The following is an 18,448-nucleotide window of genomic DNA, read 5'->3' as shown; positions in this document are numbered from 1 at the left end:
TGCATACTAGACGGAGTGACCGATGTCCCAGACCCGCACCGAATCCGACAGCTTTGGCCCGTTGGAAGTTCCCGCCGACAAGTATTGGGGTGCACAGACTCAACGCTCGATCATGAATTTTCCGATCGGCTGGGAAAAGCAACCCGTCGCTATCGTACGGGCGCTGGGCGTTATAAAAAAGGCCTGTGCGATGGAGAACAAAGCTATCGGCAAGCTGGATGCCAAGATCGCAGACGCCGTTATCCAGGCCGCGGGTGAAGTGATTGAGGGTAAGTTTGACGACAACTTCCCGCTGGTCGTGTGGCAAACCGGTTCGGGTACTCAGTCGAACATGAACTCGAACGAAGTGATCGCCAATCGCGCGATTGAAATCATGGGCGGTGTGATCGGCTCGAAAGAGCCTGTGCACCCGAACGATCACTGTAATATGGGTCAGTCGTCGAACGACACTTTCCCGACGGCAATGCACATCGCCACCGCCATGAGCGTACGCGACGTATTGCTGCCCGGGCTTGAGAAATTTGCGTCGGCACTGGAGGCCAAAGCGAAAGAGTTCGCAGGTATCATCAAAATCGGCCGCACACACACTCAGGATGCGACTCCTTTGACCCTGGAACAGGAATTCGGCGGCTATGCACACCAGATCCGTCAGGGTATCGCCCGGGTCGAAGCCGCGATGCCCGGCATCTATGAACTGGCACAAGGCGGTACAGCTGTTGGCACCGGTCTGAACACGCATGATGGCTGGGATGAGGCCGTCGCAAAGAACATGGCTGACATCACCGGCCTGCCCTTCGTTACCGCACCCAACAAATTCGAAGCGCTTGCCGCCCATGATGCTATGGTCTTCCTGTCGGGCGCGCTGGCGACTATTGCTGGCTCTTGCTACAAAATCGCCAACGATATCCGGTTCCTGGGCTCTGGCCCGCGGTCTGGCTTGGGTGAGTTGATCCTGCCGGAGAATGAGCCAGGCTCGTCGATCATGCCCGGCAAGGTGAACCCAACACAGGCCGAGGCACTGACACAGGTGGCCGCGCATGTAATAGGCAACGATGCGGCGATGAAGTTCGCTGGCTCGCAGGGTCATTTCCAGTTGAACGTCTACAATCCGATGATGTCGTACAATTTGCTGCAATCCATTCAGCTGCTGGGTGATGCCACCGACAGCTTTACCGAGCGTATGCTGCTGGGCATCAAGGCCAATGAACCACGCATCGATAAGCTGATGAAGGAATCCCTGATGCTGGTCACGGCGCTGGCCCCGACCATCGGTTACGACAACGCCACTACTGTCGCCAAAACCGCGCATAAGAACGGCACGACCCTCAAGGAAGAGGCCATTGCGCTGGGCTTTGTCGATGAGGAGACATTCGATGCGGTCGTACGGCCCGAGCACATGATCGGCCCCAAATGATCCCGTGGCGTCAGCCTGCCTGCCTGTGCCTGCTTATTGCGGGCACAGCGACCTCGGCTCACGCTGACCTGTTCGACCTGATCGACTCTCGGTTGGAATGGATGCAGGACGTTGCTGCGTTCAAACACGCCAATGACCGCCCGGTCGAAGACATTGAGCGTGAAAAAGTCGTGATTGACAAAACCTTGGAACAAGCAGCGCTTGCGGGCGTTGACCCGGACAGCGCGCAGCTGTTTTTCCAAGTGCAGATCGAAGCCGCGAAAGAGATTCAAACTTGTTGGATTGAACGGTGGACCGAGGACCAAACCTCTGTTCCCGAAAACTATGCGGACCTGACAACCGAGGTACGCCCCGCTCTGTTGGATTTGGGCGGGCAAATCCTTGACACATTGTCAGATCAACCACCGGTCTCAACTGCGTCGCAGGCTGATTTTCTGGACACCGTGAATGTCGAGTGCCTTTCAGATGACAGCCGTGCGGAATTGTTCAATAGTTTGACCAAAGTGAGACATGCGCAATGACGGAACCGGTCAATCTGAACAAATTTCGAAAAGAAAAAGCGCGGACCGAAAACAAGGCCCGCGCTGATCAAAATGCCGTTGCCTTTGGCCGCACCAAGGCCGAAAAGGATCTGGCAAAAAAGCAGCAACACAAGCTGAACCAAGACCACGAAGGCCGTAAGTTGGACAAATGAGCGGACGCCCAGTCAAACGATCCCTGACGCTGAAAGGCCATCGGACATCCGTATCGCTGGAAGATGAATTCTGGCAGGCGTTCCGGACCATTGCCAAGGAAAAAAACCTACCAGTCAACGCTTTGGCAGCCGAAATTGATGTCGAGCGTGACCCGGACATCGGACTTGCATCCGCCATAAGGGTTTTCATTCTAAACTGGTATCAATCCAAGTAAATCAGTCTTGCTCTGACATCCTGAAACCGCTTACAGTAATAGGAACAAAAGGAGTACGAAGCGGTGGTTGATACAGTTCTAGGTCCAGACGGAAAACCACGCTGCGCGTGGTGTCAGGCCGCGCCCGAATTCTTTGACTACCACGATCAGGAATGGGGGTATCCGGTTGGTGACGACCAACGCCTATTCGAAAAGCTATGCCTCGAAAGCTTTCAATCCGGACTAAGCTGGCGAACGATTTTGTCCAAGCGCGAGAACTTTCGGAAAGCTTTCAAAGCTTTTGATATCAACACAGTAGCCGCGTTTGATGATGCAGATACAAAGCGCTTGTTACAAGATGCAGGAATTGTGCGACATCGTGGAAAGATCGAGGCCGTGATTAACAACGCACGTCGCGCGCAAGAGTTAATCGCTGCCGAAGGGTCTCTGGCGGCATATGTATGGCGATACGAGGCGGACTCACCGCCCGCCCCGCAAACCGCGTCAAAGTCGCCAGAATCTGTTGCGATGTCGAAAGACCTGAAAAAACGGGGCTGGAAGTTTGTCGGGCCGACGACCGTGTTTGCCTTTATGCAGGCAATGGGGCTGGTGAATGATCACGCCGAAGGTTGCGTCATGCGTGAAAAAGCGGCGCAGTTGCGCCGCGAATTCACCAAACCCCAATAGTGTTTAGACTGACGCGCGGAAAATCTTGTCGATGTTTCCGCCCAAGGCCGCGTTGAACTCGGCATCTGATTGCTTTTTTGACAGGCCTTCGGTCAACGCGCGCGAGAAGGACGCGATCATCTTACCATTCTGGCCTAGCAGATCGCAGGCCTGTTCCGTCGAATAACCGCCCGACAGCGCAACCACACGCAGAACACGCGGATGATCGGCCAATTCATCATACAGGTTGGCCTGGCTAGGGATCGTCAGCTTGAGCATTACGTCCTGTCCCTCAGCCAACTGATCAAGGTTCTTCAGGATTTCGGCCTTCAGGATATCTTCGGCTTCGGCTTTGGTGGCCGAGTTGATGTTCACCTCGGGCTCAACAATCGGAACCATTCCGGAAGCCACGACTTCACGCGCAACGTCGAACTGCTGTGCAACAACCGCCGCGATGCCTTCGGCGTTTGCCTCATGAATGACCGAGCGCTCCTTGGTCCCGAAAACACCATCGGCTTTGGCCAATGTTGCGGCCAGACCCGGGATGGGTTTCATCATCTGAACGCCATTCGCTTCGTCTTCCAAGCCTTTGTCAATCTTGAGGAAAGGTACAATGCCTTTCACTGACCACAAATAGTCGGCGACCTTCTGACCATCAATTTGCTCGCCCAGAGTGCGTTCGAACAGGATCGCGCCGATCACTTTGTCCTTGGTGAAATCATCCGCCAGAATGATCCGCGCACGCATTTTTTGGATTTCACCGAACATCTCTTCGTCCGAGCTGTATTCAGATGCGTCCACGCCATAAAGCGCCAGCGCCTTGGGGGTCGAGCCACCGCTTTGATCCAATGCTGCGATGAATCCTGCGCCGTCGGACATTTGTGTGCGCTGTTCTGCTGATGACATAAGACTTTCCCGTTCAATATGATTCCGCGATTTCAAACCGCATACAACAAGGCGTGATAGGATGGTAGTTTGTTAGCGCTCAACCAAGCGCAACCAAATTCCGTCTTTCGATCGGACGGTCAAATGCGCGACCGGAACCGGCGTTTGTCCCGCGACCAACTCGAACCGGAAGTGTCGCAACAGCATGGATAACAGAAGCGGCCCCTCGATCATGGCGAACCCGGCACCGGGACATACGCGGGACCCTGTCGAGAATGGAATGTAGGCGTTGCGCTGACAGGTCTTTCCATTCTCAGTTCCCCACCGGGTCGGATCAAATTCGTCGGGACGCTCCCAGAGCCTTTCCTGCCGATGCAGATGCCACGGGCTGATCACGATTTGCGACCCTTCGGCGACAGCCCTATTGCGGAAACGTTCGGGGCATTTCGCTTCTCGAACCATCATCGGCACAGGCGGATAAAGCCGCAGCGCTTCGCGGAATACATCCCGGCTAAGCTTTAGCCGCGACATTACAGAAAAATCGGGCGTGTCGAGCGCCGCAGCTTCCTCGGCCAGGCTGTCCTGCCATTCGGGATACATGGCCATCAGGTACAACGTCCACGCCAGTGCGGACGCGCTGGTTTCGTGCCCGGCAAGAAAGAAGATCGCCACCTGATCGACCATTTCCTGCGTGTCAAACCCACGCCCGGTTTCGGGATCACGCGTGGTCATGATCTTGGTTGCCAGATCATCCGGTGCGCCACCACGAGCGATCAGTTCGGCCCGATCCGCCGTAAGTCGCTGGATTAGCGCCCTGATATCCTTGGCATTCTTCTTGGTGTGTCTTGAATGCAATCGCGGCAACCATTTTGGTAGCGGGACAAAAGCCGCAATGTTCAGGATGGGTTGTTCGCGCTGATAGCTGCGAAACTTGTTAAAAACCTGAGCGGCAATTTCGTGTTCGATGGGCACCGAAAACAAGGTGCGAAAGATGACATCCGCCGCGATATGGCTGGTGACCTCTTCAAACTCAACGACGCCACCAGACTGCAAGCGCAACCGATCCACCGCTGCTTGACCAGCTGCATGCATCGCCGGAAAGGTATCTTTCAAACGGCCGCCTTCGAACGCGGGATCAATGATCCTGCGCTGCCTCTTCCAGGTTTTCCCATTGGTCAGGAAGACAGAGTCCTCCAGCAACGGACGCAGCCCCTCACTTATGCGGTTAGATTTGGGAAAATCATCAGGGCGTTCTTTCAGAACTGTGTCGATCAATTCTGGCTGATTCACCAAGTATGATCGAAAGAACGGCGTGCGAAATTCAGCCATCCACGCGCGGTACAGCCTTTGGGGCTGGGCTGACAGAATGTCCTTGCGAAACAACCTCAGATACCGCCAAAGCGATACTTTTTCAGGGCGCGAAGTTGGCTTGGGCGGCGTCATGCCTTCACCGAAACGTATTTTGAGACCGGCTTATCCATCCGTGATTTCGACGGTGCCCGTCCCTCAAACCTCTGACCTAAGGTTTGAGGCCCGGCAGTGATGCGAAAATAGTCATACCGATCGGGCTTGTCGAAGGCGCAGAGATACTGGAAATGCAGGCGGAAGAATTTCCATCGCAAGTTCTTCCAGCGTTCGGGGGACAGGGTCTGTGTGAAGGCCGCAGACAGAACCAGAGGCCATTTCTTTTCGGCGGTGGCGACTCCGCTGACAGAAACCGGATCGCACAGCGCAAAAGAACAGCCATCACCGGGGGCCGAGACGTCGACCCAGGTCAGGCTTTCCTGCATGGACAAGAATTGCAAATCCGCCCTCAAACCCTGCGCCTCGGGTAGAAATGACACCATGGGCACGACCTGCCCCAATGTCAGGAACGAAAACGCGGGGCTATTGTCGCGCTGCCTGCTGTCTCGGATAACATCGGCCAGAACACTGACACCCAGATGGGCCCCTGAGCTATGGCCGACGACCAGCACCTCGTCTGCGTCTGAATTCAGCGCCTCTTGGATCAACGCACTGAATGCACGCAGGCGATTGCGTAATTCAACTGGCGTCTCCCCCTTGAGTTTCGCGGAATAGGCATAATCATGCATCAGGTAATAGGCAAAAAGTTGGCCGTCTTGCTGGCGAAACCAGCGCATCAGACCGTAGCCGGCACCAACAGCAAGTATTACGCCCAACCAATCGATAAACGGCGTCAAAACCCATGTCATGGCCCCGGCTAGCAGGATCGCCAACAGCATTTGAGCCACCAACATTCCAACCGGGTACAGTGCAGCAATCACCGGTCCTTTGCGCAGCTGCATCAGGCGCCACAGCGTTCCTGAGGACATATAGGTCCATGCGGTCTGCACCAATTGCAGATAGGTCGCCGGAATTGAGTTGGACATGCTGTAACGCACCAGATCCGACCAGACCAAAACACTCACATCGGCCTGAACTTCATCATCATCCTGCCGGGAAGTGACGTGCCATCCATATGGTCCATCGTCTGACTTGGCGGACACCGAAATCTCATAACCGGATATCTCCGCCTGCAGCGAGCCTTCGGTACGATAAAGCTCACGATACCGCCGCGGCGGTATCGGGTCATAGCCGGGAATATAGAATACCCGGCGTTTACGCACCCGAGGTTGATTTTTCTGACTGCTCATGGCCTTACCTTCTGCAGCGCAGGTTAACGCAGGCTAAGCGTCAAGGTAAGTCAGATCAGCAGATCATCCGAAATTCGCCAGTGCCGGGAATGTCTCTAACAGCCACCAGCTGAATTCAGTGAACAGACCGGTGATCAGCATGATGCCCACGAACAGCAACAAGCCACCCATCACCTTTTCGATCGTGCCCATGTAAGGCTTGATCCGATTCATCACCGACATCGACCGGTTCAGGAACATCGCAGCCAGCAGGAACGGAATACCTAGGCCTGCCGCATAGACGCCCAACAACAGGGTTCCCCGTGCGACCGAGGCCTCGGACGCGGCCAGTGACAAGATCGCCCCCAGCTGCGGCCCAATGCACGGTGTCCATCCAAACGCAAAGGCCAGACCAAGGATATAAGCGCCAAACACTGATCCACCAGAATCACCGGTCTCAATCCGCGCCTCGCGGTCCAGAAACGGTATACGGAAGACGTTCAGAAAATGCAGGCCAAAGACGATGACCACTGCGCCAGAGATCTTTGCGAACAACACCTGATTCTGTAGGACAAACACCCCGAAGGCAGAAGCGGTGAAGCCCAGCAACAAAAACACCGTAGACAGGCCCAGAACAAAGAACAGAGCGGCCAAGGTTGCCTTGCGGCGTGCTTTCGCCTCATCCTGCATTTCGTTGATCGTCACACCGCTCATATAAGCCAGGTACGGCGGAACGATGGGCAAAACGCAGGGCGACAGAAAGCTGATCAGCCCGCCCAGCATCGCGATGAACATGGCAGGCAGCAGGCCCGCGTCTATGATATCTATTCCGAACATGTTCAAGCACATATGGTATGAGGCGGCCAACGTCACGGGGCCAATCGGTCACATCCTCGTGGTTGCACGCTGGACACCCCGCCAAAGTGGAAATATCTGAACCTTATGTCAAATCCATCAGAAACACTCGATGCGCTAGGTCTGTTGTGCCCATTGCCCGTCCTGAAAGCGCGCAAGCGTTTGAAATCCATGCCTGTCGGGGCCGTTCTGCGCGTGCTGGCAGATGATCCTGCCGCCATAATTGATGTCCCGCATTTCTGCTCTGAGAGTGGGCACCAATTGCTGTCGCAGGAAGACGCAGACGGCCATCAGATCTATTTGATCCAGAAATCTCACTAAGATCGGCCAAAAGAAAAAGGCGGGCACATGGCCCGCCTCTTCTTGTTACTGACCCAGTGACCACCAACCACGCCGCTTGGGTTTGGCCGGCTGCTCCGGTTCTTCGGCCACGACCTCCAGAACCGGCTCAGGGGCTTCTTCAACCATTACGTCCGCTGGTTCTTGCGGGTCTTCTGCGGCCACTTCGGCCACAGGTTCGGGTTGTTCGGCCTCTGCAGGTTCAACCTTTTCTTCAACGACGCTTTCCGCTTCGGGCGTGGGCAGTTCCGCCACCGCTTCGGCCTGTTCAACCTTCTCGGCGGTTTCGACAGGAGCTTCAACAGGTGCATCTGTCACACCAGTTTCCTTGGCCGGTGCTTCAGGGCTTGCGGCCTGGGCATCCTTGCTCACAACAGCTTCAGCAGCGACTTCTTCCGTAGCTTCAACAGGTTCCGCGTCCTTCTTCTTGCGGCGCGGTGCACGGCGGCGCTTGGGCTTGGCTGCTTTTTCCTCTTCGGCAGGCTCAGATGCTTCACCCTCGGGTTTTGCGTCATCTGCCGCTTCGGTTTTGGCTTCATCCGACTCCTCGGCCGCCACCACGTCACCCTCTTCAGCATTCACCTCAGGAGTTTCGTCAGAACCATTGCTCTTTTTCCGACGGCGGCGACGACGCTTGCGCTTGGGCTTGGCCTCCTCTTCAGCCTGAACGGTGGTTTCCTCTTCGGCCGGCTCATCCTCGCTGGCGTCGACAAGATCCATCAGGGACGCATCCACGGAAACAACGGGCGCGCTGGCTTCGGGAACGATCCGGCTTGCCGTCTTGAATTTCTCCATCGAGAAATCCGGGCTGACCAGATGTACGTCGCCTTCAACACGTACAGACAGGCCATAACGGGCCTCAATCTGTGCGATATGCTCGCGTTTCTGGTTCATCAGGAAGTTGGCGATGCTAACAGGACAACGAACAAGCACCTCGCGCGAACGACGGCGTGTGCCTTCTTCCTCGATCTGCCGCAGGATCGACAGCGCCATGTTGTCGTCCGACCGGATCAGACCTGTTCCGTGGCAAGCCGGGCATGGCTGAGTCGTGGCTTCCAACATGCCGGGACGCAGACGCTGGCGGCTCATCTCCATAAGGCCAAAACCCGAGATACGGCCAACCTGAATACGCGCACGGTCTGTTTTCAGCCGTTCTTTCATACGCTTTTCGACGGCGAGATTGTTCTTGCGCTCGTCCATGTCGATGAAGTCGATGACGATCAGACCGGCCAGGTCGCGCAGACGCAGCTGTCGCGCCACCTCTTCCGCGGCCTCAAGGTTGGTCTTGAGCGCGGTTTCCTCGATCGAGCCCTCTTTGGTCGCCCGACCCGAGTTCACGTCAATCGCGACCAGCGCTTCGGTCACGCCGATCACGATGTACCCACCCGATTTCAGCTGAACGGTCGGGTTGAACATGCCCGCCAGATAGCTTTCGACCTGATAGCGTGCAAACAGCGGCAGCGCATCCTCGTACCGTTTCACGTTCTTCGCGTGTGACGGCATGATCATCTTCATGAAGTCTTTGGCGATGCGATAACCGCCTTCACCTTCGACCAGAACCTCATCAATTTCGCGATTATAGAGATCACGGATCGACCGTTTGATCAGATCGCCTTCTTCATAGATTTTCGCCGGCGCAATGGATTTCAGCGTCAACTCGCGGATCTGCTCCCACATGCGTTGCAGGTATTCATAGTCTCGCTTGATCTCGGATTTCGTCCGCTTGGCACCGGCTGTCCGGATAATCAGACCCGCACCGGTTGGAACGTCAATTTCCGCAGCAATTTCTTTGAGCTTTTTACGGTCAGGTGCGTTGGTGATTTTGCGGCTGATCCCGCCACCACGGGCGGTATTCGGCATCAGAACGCAATACCGTCCTGCCAGAGACAAGTAGGTGGTCAGGGCAGCGCCCTTGTTGCCACGTTCTTCCTTGACGACTTGCACCAGCAAGACCTGACGGACCTTGATAACCTCTTGAATCTTATAGCGACGTGGCCGCGGTTTGCGCACCGGGCGAATGTCTTCGCTGTCATCCTCGTCGGCGACGGATTCAATCGAATCGTCCTTCGCGGTGGCATCGGCTCGCGCTTCTTCTTCAGACTTGCCCTCGTTTTCTTCGGTCGTGTCCTCCGAAGCTTCGGGTGCATCTTGTGCTTCTGCTTCGCTAACCGCGTCATCGGACTTGTCGGCGGCTTCCTCATCTTTGGCTTCTGTCGCCTCGATTGCAGGCGCATCAGCTCTATTCGCTGCCTCGCTACTGTCTTCCGACGACGCACCTTCTGCTGCACCATCAGCGTCGGTTTCAGACGCCCCCACATCATCACCAGGCTCTTCTACCGGTGTTTCAGCAACGCGATCTGCCGGGGATGTGCCCTCAAGGTCCGGGCCATCAGCGCCGTCTTCGCTTTCGTCCAGATCAATGGTTTCCATGCCGGTGGGTTCGTTCGATACTTCAATCGACTCAACCGCATCGTCAGACTTAACGTCCGCAGCCTTCGACCGCGACCGTGACCGGCGTTTCTTCGGCTTGGCCTCTTCGGCTTCGTCGCGCGCTTTCATTGCCTCTGCATAGGCGCGCTCTTCTTCCATCAGCGCTTCGCGATCGGCCACGGGGATCTGATAGTAATCCGGATGGATTTCCGAAAACGCCAGGAACCCATGCCGGTTCCCGCCATAATCCACAAAGGCCGCCTGAAGTGACGGTTCGACCCGGGTTACTTTTGCAAGATAGATGTTGCCAGCAAGCTGGCGTTTGTTTTCGGATTCAAAATCGAATTCCTCGACCTTGTTTCCGTCAACCACCACGACGCGGGTTTCCTCCGCGTGGGTGGCATCGATAAGCATTTTCTTAGCCATGTGTCCTTGGTGCACCGCGCCAAACGCGTTGTCCTTACCCGTCCGGGGGGACAGGCGCTTTTGGGGTGGTGTCTTGTCAGGGCGATTTCGGACGGCGCGCGGCAGGGTCTGGCGCTGTGGCCCCCTGCCCGTATACTCAATCGTTGCGCGCGCGTCATCGCGGTTCTTCTCCGACAGGCGCAGATCTAACCGCCGCCTGCCCATTTATTCCTTTCGCCCGCTGATGCGGGCTCAGGCGTTCATCTGCCCCTATGGGGCATAATCGGTCTGCTTTGCCTTGCGGGATTGATCACCATCAACGGCAGAGCAGCGAAACTCAAAGATTCGGGACTTTTGGGCGCAAATTAGCCCTGCCCGTCCAGATACAATAAAAGCAGTCCTGTGGAAAACACAATGGGCAAACTGCGAGAAGAACAATACAAAGCCCCGGGATCACTTCATCTGGCCAGAATTATCCCGGGGGTAATTTGAGCCGCAGGCTCAAGAGGGGGCTGGCCCCCTCTCTTTCTCACAAATAGTCCGAGCGCTGCAGCCCGTATTTCGCCATTTTCTCGTTCAAGGTCCGGCGTGGCAGGCAAAGTTCGTCCATCACAGACGCAATCGATCCCTTGTGCCGCCGCATTGTATTGTCGATCAACATCCGTTCGAACGCCTCAACATACTCCTTGAGCGGTTTGCCTTCGGTCGTCATGACCGGCTGCATTTCTTCGTGATCGGACATCAACAGCGACGCAATCGTCCCCGATCCACGTCGCGATTGAAGAACAGCCCGTTCCGCGATGTTGATCAACTGCCGCACATTTCCCGGCCATGGCGCCTGTAACAGCTGCGCCGCTTCTTGGGCACTCACCTGCGGCGCTTCGCAGCCGTACTCTTCAGAAAACTGCTCGCTCAGACGGGTGAACAGCGTCAGGATGTCCTCGCCACGCTGACGCAATGGCGGCATCGTAATCCGCAGCGCCGCAAGGCGATAGAACAGGTCCGGGCGTAGAACGTCTTCGCTGGTTTTTCCTGCTTCCTGAAGGTTGGAAATCGCTATGATCCGCGTTTCAGCCGGAGTGCCCTGATCATTCATCACGCTCAACAGGCGGGCCTGCAGCGTATCGCTTAGTGCTTCCACGTCTTCCAGCACAAGTGTACCGCCCCGCGCCTCTTCGATCGCAGGCAACTGCGCGTCTTCCGGCATCATTGGGCCAAACAGGCGTTTCGACAGCGCCTCTTCCTCAAGCGCGGCACAGGACACCAGTACAAACTTCTTACCAGCACGGCTGCCGACCGCGTGCAGCGCATGGGCCACAAGTGTCTTACCGGTGCCGGTCTCACCATCGATCAGTACATGGCCATCGGCTTGGCCCAGATCGAGGATATCTTCGCGCAGACGCTCCATGACCGGACTGGCCCCGATCAGTTTGTTCATGATCTGGGTTCCACCTGACAGTTCGCGCCGCAAGGCACGGTTGTCCAAGGTCAGTCGGCGCGCGTTGCTGGCGCGTTTGGCCAGTTCCGACATGCGATCAGGGTTAAAAGGCTTTTCAAGGAAATCAAACGCCCCTACGCGCATCGCTTCCACTGCCATTGGCACATCGCCATGGCCAGTGATCATGATGACCGGCAACGTGCTGTCAGCCCCCATCAGCTTTTTCAGGAGCTGAATGCCGTCCATGCCCGGCATTTTGATATCCGAGATCACGATACCCGGATATTCCGGTCCCAACACTTTCAGCGCGTCCTCTGCGCTGGCGAAGGTTTCCGTGTCATATCCCGACAGTGCCAGCCATTGGCTGATCGACTGGCGCATGTCCTGTTCGTCATCCACAATGGCGATCTTCATGGCCTGTGCCATAGTCATTCCTCGTTATTCCGCGGCCTCGAGGCCGTCGCTTCCCAGTATCGGCAACTGCATCTCGAACACGGCCCCGCCTTGCGGGCTGTTTCGTGCTGTCAGCCGTCCACCATGGTCGTTCACGATCCCGGATGAGATGGCAAGCCCCAGACCGACCCCGTCGCCGGGCTGTTTCGTAGTATAGAACGGTTCGAACAGGTTTTCGATGTTCTCGATTCCATAGCCGTTATCGCGCACTGTCAGCACTGCCGTATCGCCCGCTGCCAATATGATTTCGATATCCGGTTCTGATACAGATTTGGTGGCGTCCAGCGCATTGCGCAAGAGGTTCACCATCACCTGCTCGATCCGCATCCGGTCCCCCATCACAGACACCGGTTCGTCAGGCAGTATCTGGGTGATCTTGACGTGACGCTGGCGCAGTTGCGGCTCCATCATGGACAGGGACGATGCCAGCGCTTCACTAAGATTTACTGGGGAAAACGTATCCGCACCCTTCCGCGCATAGGATTTGAGCTGGCGGGTAATCGCCCCCATCCTCTCGATCAGACCATCGATCCGACCAAAGCTTGCCAGCGCCTCTTCCGGCCTATTCCGACGCAGCAAAAGACGCGCGCCGGCCAGGTAGGTCTTCATTGCAGCCAGAGGTTGATTTAGCTCGTGGCTCACGGCCGCCGACATCTCGCCCAAGGCGGCCAGTTTCGAGCTTTGCGCCAACGTCTGTTCAGCAACTTCCAGTGTTTTTTCAACCCTTTCCCGCTCAGCAATTTCCCGCTTTAACCGTGTGTTCAATGCGCGAAGCTCTGCCGACTCGCGTTGGAACAACGCCATCCTGAAGGTGGCCCGACGGCTGAGCGCATAGAAGGCCAGTGCCAGAAGAATCGCAAAACCCATGATTTCGAGTGCGATGACACTGTTCACCTTCTCCCGAATCGACTCGTAAGTGGTGAACGAGGTCATTTTCCAACCTCGGAACGGAATGCGCGTTTCCATCCGCATTACTGCTTCGCCCTGCAGGTAGGCGTCTGGCGGCAACGCGGTCCAGTCAGTCGTGGCGCGTATTGCCCGCTGGATGGCACCTTGCGCCGGTTGGCGCAGCAACGCGGCACTTTCCTCAAGTCCGCGCCATTGCGGTTCAGTGGACAGAATGATCGATCCGGTACTGTCGGTCACCATCACTGCGTCGGAAATACCTGCCCAGGCGCGCTCGAATTTCTGCAGGTCGACTTCGACTACTATAACGCCAAGAACCTCGGCATTGGCCTCCATTCGTCTTGAATAGACAAAGCTGTAGCCGCCTGATTCCTTTTCAATAACCGTGAAGATCGTCGAATTCGCCCGCACTGCATCAATGAAATACGGCGAACTCCGGTGTGGTTCTCCCAAGCGGGCACGATCAGTGGCCGCAACAGTACGCCCGTCGCCGTCCAGCAGCATCAGCGAGGCCGCACCGATCTCTTCAACAAACGAGATCAAACGCTGGGTGGACAGCGAATAGTCACTGGATTGCAACGCGGAAATCAACGTGGGGTCGCGGGCTAGAAGCTGCGGAACAATTGCGTTTCGGCGCAGTTCGCTTAGCAAGTTGCCGGAATACAGCGCCAGCCGCACTTCGGCCCGGTTTCGTGTGGATTCGGTAAACCGGTCCGTCAGAAGACGGTTGGTTACATAAACCGTGGTAACCGTTGCGATCAAAAGAATGATAATCGCCAAGCGCAGCCGCCAACCCAATGGCGCACCACGAAACGGTTTTGTCAGAAAGGACCAGCTAGAGCGAACTTCGGAACTCATCCCGGAAAGTTACGCGGGCTGGATCGTAACCTCAAGTCACGCCGGAGCAAGAACGCCAGACAATGCGCGGAACAATGCCGTTCCGTCCGTTCCGCCATGGCCGTCGTCTGCCGCACGTTCAGGGTGTGGCATCATTCCCAGCACCCGACGGTTTTCAGACAGGATACCGGCAATATCCCCGACCGAGCCGTTCGGATTCTCGGTATAGGTGAACGCGACCCGATCCTGATCCTGCAGTTTGGCCAGTGTGGCGTCATCGGCAAAATAGTTTCCATCATGGTGCGCGATCGGAATACCGATCACATCGCCCGCATTGTAACCTTCGGTGAACGCGCTGTCGCTGGTTTCCACCTTCAGGCCAACCGTGCGGCAGATGTATTTCAGACCGGCATTTCGCAGCAAAGCACCCGGCAGGATGCCGGTTTCTGTCAGGATCTGAAACCCATTGCAGACACCAATGGCATAACCGCCACGTTTGGTATGATCGACCACGGCCTTGCAGATCGGCGACTGTGCGGCGATGGCACCGCAGCGCAGGTAGTCGCCGTAGGAAAAGCCACCGGGAACACCGACGATATCCACACCTTCGGGCAGCGCGGCGTCTTTGTGCCAGACCATATCGACCTCAAAACCTGCCTGTTCGAAAGCGACGGCAAGATCCCGATCACAATTGGACCCTGGGAATACAATGACAGCTGCGCGCATGGCGGGGCCTCCGGGGATAAGGTTCAGACCAGTTCGACTTCGTAGCGTTCGATGACCGTGTTGGCCAACAGCTTTTCACACATCTCGGTGATGTCCGCCTCGGTCGCGCCTTCGGCCAACTCAAGGTCGATCACCTTGCCCTGCCGCACACCTTCGACCTGATCAAAGCCCATGGCACCCAATGCGTGACGCACCGCCTCACCCTGCGGGTCGAGGACCCCGTTTTTGAGCATCACATGCACACGTGCTTTCATTCTCGCAACTCCAGCTGAGGGCCGATGTTGTCGGCCCGTTCCGTTGCGCGGGGGATAACGTGCCAGAAGGCGTTCGACAACCCTTCTTAAAGTGGGCAGATGACCGCACTTACACCCACTACCCGCCACCTCGGGAATTCAGGCCGGGATAGTGCGCGTCGATTGCATTGAACGTGCCCGTCAAAACCATCTCGATTGCGACCGCCACAAGTATGAGAGCCATGACCCGGGTGATGACATTAATCATCGTCATACCCAATAGGCGCGAGATCGGATCGGCGAACAACAAGCCAAGGCCAACGATCAAACAGGCAATCACGATTGCCGTTCCAAGGGTTACTACTTCGGCACCATCGCTAAGCGTATGAGAGTAAACGATTGTTATCGCAATAGTGCCAGGCCCGATAGTCAACGGAATAGCAAGCGGTACAACGGCGATGTTTTCTTTTTTCCTATGCCCATCCTCTACAGCTTGCTGATCCCCTTGCGGCCTGTCCGACGCGTTCAGCATCGACATACCAATTCCGAAGATGATTAGCCCCCCGGCAATACGGAACGAAGGTATGTCGATCCCGAACACAGCCAGGATCTCTTCTCCGATCACAACCGCTATCAGACCGACTATAATCACCGTCCCTGTCACGATAAACGCTACCCGCCGACGTTCGGGGGCCGAATATCCTTTTGTCATGCTAAGAAAAATCGGGATTCCGTAGAGCGGGTTGAAAATAGCCAGAAGGGCTGCAAGGAATTTTAGAAAAACTGCCTGATCAAACAATTCGGCCATGTATAGCGCCACCCTCGCTTTCGAATTGGCCCGACAATGCCGGACAACCGGTAACCCTGTCAAACCGCCAGATACAAAGAAAAAAGCACCGCTTTGGGTAAAGCGGTGCTTTTAACAATATGCGGTTCGCCTGTGTGATCAGTTGATCAGCGTAGGCTTAGCGACGTTACTTTTCGGCAAAACGCCCAGCCGGCGTGCGACTTCGGAATAGGCGTCCGTCAGACTGCCCAGATCGCGGCGGAATACGTCTTTGTCCAGTTTTTGACCGGTTTCGATATCCCACAGACGGCAACTGTCGGGGCTGATTTCATCGGCCACGATCAAACGCTGGAAATCGCCGTCATAAACGCGGCCAATCTCGATCTTGAAATCGACCAGACGAATGCCGACAGCCAGCATCATGCCGCTCATAAAGTCATTGACGCGCAGCGCGAGGCTCAGGATATCGTCCATGTCCTGTTGGCTGGCCCAACCAAAGGCAGCGATGTGTTCCTCGGTAACCAGCGGATCGCCCAACGCGTCGTCTTTATAGCAATATTCGACAATCGGGCGCGGCAGTTGTGTACCTTCGGCAATGCCCAAACGTTTCGACATTGTTCCCGCGGCATAGTTGCGAACGATAATTTCAAGCGGAACAATCTCGCAATTGCGCACCAATTGCTCACGCATGTTCAGGCGACGGATGAAGTGGGTCGGAACACCAATCTGGTTGAGGCCGTTCATGAAGAACTCGCTCAGACGGTTGTTCAGCACGCCTTTACCGTCGATGACATCTTTCTTTTCCGCATTGAACGCGGTGGCATCATCCTTGAAATACTGCACAATGGTGCCAGGCTCTGGGCCTTCATACAGAATTTTGGCCTTACCTTCGTAGATCTTTTTGCGACGCGCCATGAGCGACCTTTCCAGTCCGGGGCGAGGGAATGAGTCCCTTCGCGTTGGCGCCCTCATAGTCCAAGCCCCCCTTTCCCGCAAGTTCAGCGGACCGAGAGGCTTTGACGCAGCGCAATTCCCTTGCACAGGCGCTCAGCTATAGTCATATCATCAATTAAGAAGATGTAAGCTATGAGGTCCGCAAACAATGACCACTTTTGACGAACGCGAAAACGCTTTTGAAGCCAAATTCGCTCATGACGAAGAAATGCAGTTCAAAGCACAGGCGCGCTGCAACAGATTGTTGGGCCTCTGGGCCGCAGAAAAGATGGGCAAGTCCGGCGAGGACGCCGAAGCCTATGCTAAAACCGTAGTAATCGCCGATTTCGAAGAAGCCGGGCACGAAGATGTTGTGCGCAAGGTTTCCGGTGATTTGGGCGCGCTGTCGTCCGACGAGGAAATCCGCGCAAAAATGGCCGAGCTTTTGCCTGAAGCCAAAGCACAGGTCCTGAGCGAAACCGAATAAAAAACACTCGGCTCATGATCTTCATGAGTTTTATGAATTTGATTTGATGCCCCGGTCATGAGACACGGGGCATCTCTATTTTTAACGGCCCAATTCGGCTATTTGGGAATACCCCATGACAAATGCGCTCAATAAACTTCTTGAAACAAATGATGCTTTGCTGGCCGATGGTGCCACGGGCACGAACTTGTTCAATATGGGCCTGCAATCAGGTGACGCGCCCGAGCTGTGGAATATCGAAGCACCAGATAAAATCCGCGCTTTGTACCAAGGTTCGGTTGACGCCGGCAGCGACTTGTTTCTGACCAACACCTTCGGCGGCACATCCGCGCGCCTGAAACTGCACGACGCCCAGAACCGGGTTGGTGAGTTGAACCGGATCGGTGCCGAACTGGGCCGTGAAGTGGCGGACAAATCCGGGCGCACCATTGTTGTTGCAGGTTCGGTTGGTCCGACCGGTGAGATCATGGAACCTATTGGCAGCCTGTCCCATGCCGGCGCCGTTGAGATGTTTCACGAGCAAGCCGAAGCGCTGAAAGAAGGTGGCGCAGACGTTCTATGGGTCGAAACCATCAGCGCACCCGAAGAATTCAGAGCGGCGGCAGAAGCTTTTGCGCTGGCCGACATGCCCTGGTGCGGCACCATGAGCTTTGACACTGCCGGACGTACCATGATGGGTGTGACCTCGGCCGATCTGGCCCAATTGGTCGAGACCCTGCCCAATCCGCCAATCGCATTTGGGGCCAACTGCGGCACCGGTGCGTCAGACATCCTGCGAACTGTGCTTGGATTTGCGGCGCAGGGAACAGAACGTCCGGTGATTTCCAAAGGCAACGCGGGTATCCCGAAATATGTCGATGGCCATATCCACTATGACGGCACGCCTGAATTGATGGGGCAGTACGCCGCGATGGCACGGGATGCGGGTGCCACGATCATCGGTGGATGCTGTGGCACCATGCCAGATCACCTGCGCAAAATGCGCGAGGCACTGGATACAACCAGCCGCGGCACGCGCCCGACGCTGGATCAGATCACGGACGCTTTGGGCCCGTTCTCATCAGCCTCGGACGGAACCGGAGACGATGCGGCAGTGCCCGAACGGCGCAATCGCCGTCGGCGTCGCGCTTAAA

Annotated in this window: 19 protein-coding genes; 8 read left to right on the top strand and 11 right to left on the bottom strand. The window is 56.1% G+C overall.

Features of this window, described 5'->3' with window-relative positions:
• Nucleotides 1-22: 22 nt before the first annotated feature.
• The 5 genes from fumC (at nt 23) to AC2FIB_RS02995 (ending at nt 2,989) form a co-directional block, all read left to right on the top strand.
• On the top strand, nt 23-1,414 hold the full coding sequence (gene fumC, locus AC2FIB_RS03015; RefSeq protein ID WP_109311562.1) for a class II fumarate hydratase: 1,392 nt from the start codon (nt 23-25) through the stop codon (nt 1,412-1,414).
• A complete protein-coding gene (aroQ, locus tag AC2FIB_RS03010; protein WP_496841714.1) occupies nt 1,411-1,935 on the top strand; it encodes a gamma subclass chorismate mutase AroQ in 525 nt (174 codons plus the stop codon). The genes fumC and aroQ overlap by 4 nt, the downstream gene beginning before the upstream one ends.
• Nucleotides 1,932-2,108, top strand: a complete 177-nt coding sequence (locus AC2FIB_RS03005; RefSeq protein ID WP_058277875.1) for a DUF4169 family protein — start codon at nt 1,932-1,934, stop codon at nt 2,106-2,108. The genes aroQ and AC2FIB_RS03005 overlap by 4 nt, the downstream gene beginning before the upstream one ends.
• Nucleotides 2,105-2,323 (top strand): ribbon-helix-helix domain-containing protein, encoded by a 219-nt coding sequence (locus AC2FIB_RS03000; RefSeq protein WP_496733173.1) that lies wholly within the window; start codon nt 2,105-2,107, stop codon nt 2,321-2,323. The genes AC2FIB_RS03005 and AC2FIB_RS03000 overlap by 4 nt, the downstream gene beginning before the upstream one ends.
• A 63-nt stretch (nt 2,324-2,386) precedes the next feature.
• Nucleotides 2,387-2,989 (top strand): DNA-3-methyladenine glycosylase I, encoded by a 603-nt coding sequence (locus AC2FIB_RS02995; RefSeq protein ID WP_496733172.1) that lies wholly within the window; start codon nt 2,387-2,389, stop codon nt 2,987-2,989.
• Between the two features lie 3 nt (nt 2,990-2,992).
• On the opposite strand, the gene AC2FIB_RS02990 is transcribed toward AC2FIB_RS02995, so the two are convergent.
• From AC2FIB_RS02990 to AC2FIB_RS02975, 4 genes are all read right to left on the bottom strand, one after another.
• On the bottom strand, nt 2,993-3,874 hold the full coding sequence (locus tag AC2FIB_RS02990; RefSeq protein ID WP_496733171.1) for a fructose bisphosphate aldolase: 882 nt from the start codon (nt 3,872-3,874) through the stop codon (nt 2,993-2,995).
• 72 nt (nt 3,875-3,946) lie between these two features.
• Nucleotides 3,947-5,296 (bottom strand): cytochrome P450, encoded by a 1,350-nt coding sequence (locus tag AC2FIB_RS02985; RefSeq protein ID WP_496841713.1) that lies wholly within the window; start codon nt 5,294-5,296, stop codon nt 3,947-3,949.
• Nucleotides 5,293-6,507, bottom strand: a complete 1,215-nt coding sequence (locus AC2FIB_RS02980) for a hypothetical protein (RefSeq protein ID WP_496733169.1) — start codon at nt 6,505-6,507, stop codon at nt 5,293-5,295. Before AC2FIB_RS02980 ends, AC2FIB_RS02985 begins: the two co-directional genes overlap by 4 nt.
• Before the next feature lie 63 nt (nt 6,508-6,570).
• Entirely contained in the window at nt 6,571-7,323 is a 753-nt protein-coding gene (locus AC2FIB_RS02975) for a cytochrome c biogenesis CcdA family protein (RefSeq protein WP_058271899.1), read from the bottom strand.
• Between the two features lie 105 nt (nt 7,324-7,428).
• Between AC2FIB_RS02975 and AC2FIB_RS02970 the strand changes: the two genes are divergently transcribed.
• Nucleotides 7,429-7,662 carry a sulfurtransferase TusA family protein gene (locus AC2FIB_RS02970; RefSeq protein ID WP_109311569.1) on the top strand — a complete coding sequence of 78 codons (234 nt, stop codon included), beginning with the start codon at nt 7,429-7,431 and terminating at the stop codon, nt 7,660-7,662.
• 45 nt (nt 7,663-7,707) lie between these two features.
• Here AC2FIB_RS02970 and AC2FIB_RS02965 read toward each other — a convergent pair whose 3' ends face one another.
• The 7 genes from AC2FIB_RS02965 to purC all read right to left on the bottom strand — a co-directional run bounded on the left by AC2FIB_RS02965 (nt 7,708) and on the right by purC (nt 16,810).
• Nucleotides 7,708-10,536, bottom strand: a complete 2,829-nt coding sequence (locus tag AC2FIB_RS02965) for an Rne/Rng family ribonuclease (protein WP_496841772.1) — start codon at nt 10,534-10,536, stop codon at nt 7,708-7,710.
• A 508-nt stretch (nt 10,537-11,044) separates the two neighbouring features.
• Complete coding sequence (locus AC2FIB_RS02960; protein WP_108858689.1) at nt 11,045-12,379, bottom strand: sigma-54-dependent transcriptional regulator; 1,335 nt, start codon at nt 12,377-12,379, stop codon at nt 11,045-11,047.
• Nucleotides 12,380-12,391: 12 nt separating this feature from the next.
• Nucleotides 12,392-14,170: a sensor histidine kinase gene (locus AC2FIB_RS02955; protein ID WP_496733168.1), complete on the bottom strand. Its 1,779-nt coding sequence runs from the start codon at nt 14,168-14,170 to the stop codon at nt 12,392-12,394.
• 36 nt (nt 14,171-14,206) lie between these two features.
• Nucleotides 14,207-14,875 carry a phosphoribosylformylglycinamidine synthase subunit PurQ gene (gene purQ, locus AC2FIB_RS02950; RefSeq protein ID WP_496733167.1) on the bottom strand — a complete coding sequence of 223 codons (669 nt, stop codon included), beginning with the start codon at nt 14,873-14,875 and terminating at the stop codon, nt 14,207-14,209.
• A gap of 23 nt (nt 14,876-14,898) precedes the next feature.
• Nucleotides 14,899-15,129 (bottom strand): phosphoribosylformylglycinamidine synthase subunit PurS, encoded by a 231-nt coding sequence (gene purS / locus AC2FIB_RS02945; RefSeq protein ID WP_058271544.1) that lies wholly within the window; start codon nt 15,127-15,129, stop codon nt 14,899-14,901.
• A 118-nt stretch (nt 15,130-15,247) separates the two neighbouring features.
• Entirely contained in the window at nt 15,248-15,916 is a 669-nt protein-coding gene (locus tag AC2FIB_RS02940) for a MarC family protein (RefSeq protein WP_496733166.1), read from the bottom strand.
• A 138-nt stretch (nt 15,917-16,054) separates the two neighbouring features.
• On the bottom strand, nt 16,055-16,810 hold the full coding sequence (purC, locus tag AC2FIB_RS02935; RefSeq protein ID WP_108858692.1) for a phosphoribosylaminoimidazolesuccinocarboxamide synthase: 756 nt from the start codon (nt 16,808-16,810) through the stop codon (nt 16,055-16,057).
• Nucleotides 16,811-16,997: 187 nt separating this feature from the next.
• Between purC and AC2FIB_RS02930 the strand changes: the two genes are divergently transcribed.
• Together AC2FIB_RS02930 and bmt are read left to right on the top strand one after the other, a co-directional pair.
• Nucleotides 16,998-17,315 carry a DUF1476 domain-containing protein gene (locus AC2FIB_RS02930; protein ID WP_108858693.1) on the top strand — a complete coding sequence of 106 codons (318 nt, stop codon included), beginning with the start codon at nt 16,998-17,000 and terminating at the stop codon, nt 17,313-17,315.
• A gap of 115 nt (nt 17,316-17,430) precedes the next feature.
• Nucleotides 17,431-18,447 carry a betaine--homocysteine S-methyltransferase gene (gene bmt / locus AC2FIB_RS02925; RefSeq protein ID WP_496733165.1) on the top strand — a complete coding sequence of 339 codons (1,017 nt, stop codon included), beginning with the start codon at nt 17,431-17,433 and terminating at the stop codon, nt 18,445-18,447.
• The last annotated feature ends 1 nt before the right edge of the window (nt 18,448 follow it).

The organism is Ruegeria sp. YTSA072 (assembly GCF_059610285.1).
This window is presented reverse-complemented; position numbering and strand designations above follow the sequence as displayed.